The sequence below is a fragment of the Anaerolineales bacterium genome (genome assembly GCA_022866145.1).
Lineage (GTDB): Bacteria > Chloroflexota > Anaerolineae > Anaerolineales > E44-bin32 > PFL42.
Window position 1 is genome coordinate 1 of the sequence record JALHUE010000532.1, and the last position, 4,148, is coordinate 4,148.

The 4,148-nt window shown below is 66.6% G+C and carries 2 protein-coding genes; one reads left to right on the forward strand and one right to left on the reverse strand.

Going from position 1 to position 4,148, the window contains the following annotated elements:
* Positions 1 to 3,045: LysM peptidoglycan-binding domain-containing protein (locus MUO23_15225; protein ID MCJ7514302.1), on the forward strand; the 3,045-nt coding region annotated here is incomplete at its 5' end.
* 515 nt (positions 3,046 to 3,560) lie between these two features.
* Here MUO23_15225 and MUO23_15230 read toward each other — a convergent pair.
* Positions 3,561 to 4,148: amidohydrolase family protein (locus MUO23_15230; protein ID MCJ7514303.1), on the reverse strand; the 588-nt coding region annotated here is incomplete at its 5' end.

Consider the following 4,148-nt stretch of genomic DNA (forward strand, 5'->3'; position numbering starts at 1 on the left):
ATGACCACCTCCAAGCGATCCACCCGATGGACTGTGGCCGTCGTTGTCGTGGCGGTCCTGGCTTGCCTGTTGCTGGGGCTATTCTTCGGGCCGCGCTACTTCCAACGAGGACAAGACTACCTGGGGCGGCCGCTCGTCCTGATCCATAGCCCGGCGAATGGTGAGCGTCTGCCCTTCGGGCAGAATGTCCCCGCCATCGCCCTGGCGCGCTCCGGCGCCGGTATCACCCGGATGGAGCTGTGGGCCGAGGGGAAGATCATCGCGTCGCAGGAGGCTCCGGCCGGCGAGACGCTCTCGCCGATGACCCTCGCCGCCGCCTGGAATCCGACAACGCTCGGTCCGCATCGGGTCACCGTGCGCGCTTTCACCCCACGCGGCCTTGGCGGCTACGCCTCAGTCAATGTCGACGTGGTCGAAGGAGCGACAGCCATCGGGAGCCACACGGTCTCCGAAGGCGAGAGCCTCGAGGACATCGCCGTCGACTACGGCATCGAGCCGGACGAGCTGGCGGATCTAAATCCCGGCCTTCCCGCCGACGGACCTGCGACCGGCAGCGAGTTGATCGTGCCCTTGGGCGGCATCCCGTCTGACGCGCCTCCGCCATCCGGGGCATCGGGCCAGCCAGCGCCCGAGGCTCCGGATGAACCGGCACCCGAGGGGCAGCCTGGGGGAGGGGGAGAGTCGTCGCGTCTCGTCGGCCTGCGCCTGGAGGCCTTGGATCTGCGAGCCAACGCCGGCTATGAGTCGCTCCACTGCTACGCCGCGGTGGGCGGTCGCCCGCCGCGCTGGTTCCCCGATGCGGACGGAGACCCGGCAACGGATGAGTCCTTCGCTCCGCTGAGCGGGACACACTGGGACATTGGAGCGCACTTCTCCGGCAGTGAAGCGCCCTTGCTCTTGTGGCCAGGCGATGCGGACCTGCCGTTCGACATCACATGCGTCGGCGTGCGCGCCGGTGGGACCGATGCCGTCGAGCTTGGCCACCTGGCGTTGGCTATTCCGCCGGCGGAGTGGGACGGCGAGCGCCGGCGGGCAAGCGCCGAAGGCGAGGGCGGCTTCGACCTGGAATACCTCGTCGGCTTCGCAGATCTCGAGCCCAAGGGACTCGACTCGGGCATGGCGGCGCCCCAGAACCTGCGCTACGACGACCGGCGCCAGTCGCTGCGCTGGGACTACACCCCCAATTCGGAACCCGAGGCCGAACCTGAGATCGATGGCTTCCTGGCCTTCCTGAACGACAACCTGGTGTTCGAGGTGGCGGCGGATGAGCGTGAGAGCCGGCTGCCCGAAGAGTGGTTGGCTCCGCCGTGCGGGGAGGAGTACGTCTTCACCCTGCGCGCCTTCCACCGCCCCTACCCCGACGGAGCCTACTCCGACGCGTCCAACACGGTGACCCTCGCCGGCGGCGAACCGGGCACCGAGGCCTGCGAGCGCGAGTTCCTGGTGACCTTCCGGCGGCTGAACGTCTATGACATGGGCGACGACGGGGACGATGATCCTCGCGGCATGGGACCGATCAACGGCTTCGCCAGCGCCAACAGCTCCCTGCACTCCTTTGGCAACCCCCCGAGTGTCACCATCTTCAATGAGTCCAGCTTCAACCTGGACACCTTCTTCTGGGATGACTACTCCGAAGCCAACGTGTTCCTGGTCCCCCTGGCTGAGGGCGAGGACCTTCAACTCGGTTTCCACCTGGCTGACCACAACCGGCGCGGCTCGTACGATAACGCGATCTGCACCGGGGGGGAGACGCTTCCCGATGCCGATCTCCTGTCCGGACCTGTCGAAGGTAGCTTCGACGCGACTCGCAATTGGGAGGATGAGGTTCGCTGCCGTATCGAATACACCATCGAACCGGCGCCGGGCGGTCCGGTCGGTGTCGCCGGCGGCGGCTTGCTCTTGCCCTGGCTCGATCTGACCGATGTCACCCTCGACGAGGCCACCGGCGAGCTCCAACTCCATATCACCAACGCCGGGAACGCTGCCTGGGCCAACCACGACCTGGACGTCCGCGTCACCAACCGCGACGGCGAAGTGACCGGGACGCACACATGGCCGCTGTTCTACCTTGATCCCCTGGCGGAGGCTGTCCTGCAGGATCCGTCGCTGACGGCCGAATCGCCAGAGGCGGCCTGCGTGCACCTCGACTACAACGACCGGGTGCTGGAGTCGCTCGAGAACACCGGGGTGCTCTCTCACGGTCCGCGGTGTCCGTCCCTCCCGGATTTGATCATCGAAGAAGTGCAGTACGAGGGCGATGACTCACAGCTGCAGGTGACCGTGCGCAACGACGGTGACGGCGCGGTGGAAGACCGGGTGGTGTCAGTCGACCTGCTGCGCCCAGACGGCAGCCCGATCACCACGCCCCTGCGGCCGGCCGTGGCCCTGCTCGAGCACGCACAGTCGACAACGATCACCTGGCCTTCCATCGAGTCGCATCTTCGCGAGGCCATGCTGGAGGGCTACACTGTGCGCCTGAACGCTGAAGGCCAGTTGCCTGAAGAAGACCTGACGAACAACGACTACACGGTGCCCGCCGGGCTGCGGGTATGGTTGGACTACTACGGCAACCGTACCGCTGGGTACTTCGCGTTCTGCTGGTTTGGGGAGTGTGTACCCGTAACCCACCACTTTGTGGTTTCCCTGGCGGCCAGCGTTGTCGGTGGTTCCAGTTCCGTCCGCGTCGGGAGTTGGAGCGAGGATTTCGACTGGAAGCCGGAGTACCTGACCGCTGAGTACGTCACTTGGAACCGGGATTGGTCGACCCCCATGCTCACACTGGGCGGTGACGAGCAATTGCTGGTGGAAGGCTCGGCTTCTGTCCGCCAGGCAGGGAGAGCGACCCGACATGACCTGGGAAGTTTCGCCCTGCGGTACGACTTCCAGGATCCTTCCGAGGCGCAAGCCATGGAAAGACGCGGGGCTTGTGCGCTCACGGACGGCGGCGGCGTCCACACTCCCAGAATCGAGTCGAACGACGTCGGGGACGATGTCATGCCCAGGTGGTGGTCGGTCAGCTACTGCCTGGGACGCGACATGGAGTGACGAGCGGAGAGGCGGCAGCCTCAACTCTGAGCCGAGGACGGGCATTGGCACTCCAGGTCTGGTCCGCCTGAGCTCCAAGCCTGAGTCCGGCACCCCCGGCGTCCATCGATCCACTCCCGCTTCCCGGCAGCCCCGGCCGGCATCCTTCTGGTTCATCGCCTGGCGCGGCAGCTGAATTCGACAGGCAGGAGCAGCGTGCACCCCGGGGCAGCCGGCCGTTCCGCCCCGATCGGCGACTGAGCTGCGCGGGCAGGTGGAATCCAGCTTCAGGTCTCGAAGCCTGCTCGCCTCGGAAAGCCCGCTGCGCGATCGCAGCTCGGATCGTGCTGGGCCTTGTGCGGCCGGCCGGGAGGCAGATCGAGGCTCTCACGTTTGCGGGCTGGTTCGGAGGACCGATGGCCACCCGGTCTGATCCGGCCAGGGATACCGACCCGTGGCCGACCTGGTCTCCGACGCCTCTGGGCACGTTGAATGCTCGACTGGCCAGGCAGCCCGACCGAGAAGCCTCGCACCGATCAGACCAGCGTGAATCCTGACGGCCGCTCCAGAAATTGCCCTCCCCCTGCCCTCCCCAACCACTGGCCGCGATCGACGATGAGCGCGCCGCGCAGGTAGACCTGCTCGGGGAAGCCGACCAAGTCCCACCCTTCGTACAGGTTGTAGTCGGTGCGATGCTGAGCGACCGCCACGCCATACTTGACCCGCGCCTGCGGGTCCCAGACGACAACATCGGCATCGGAGCCGGGAAGCAGGGCGCCCTTGCGCGGGTACAGGCCGAAAGCCTTGGCGGGATTGGTCGCGGTCAGGGCAACGAACTGCTCCTGCGTGAGACGCCCGGAGCGGACTCCATGGGTCCACAGGACGGGCATCCGATCCCCGACGCCCGGCACGCCGTTGGGGATCTTGGTGAAATCGTCGCGGCCAAGTTCCTTGCCAGGAATGCGGACGGAGGCGCCCTCGTACTCGATTGGCTGGGTTCCATCAAAGAAGAACGGGCAGTGATCGGTTCCGATCGTTTGCAGGTCCCCCGCCGTCAGCCCCTCCCACAGCGCCTGATTGTCAGCCGGAGTACGCATCGGAGGCGAGCACACCCACTTGGCGCC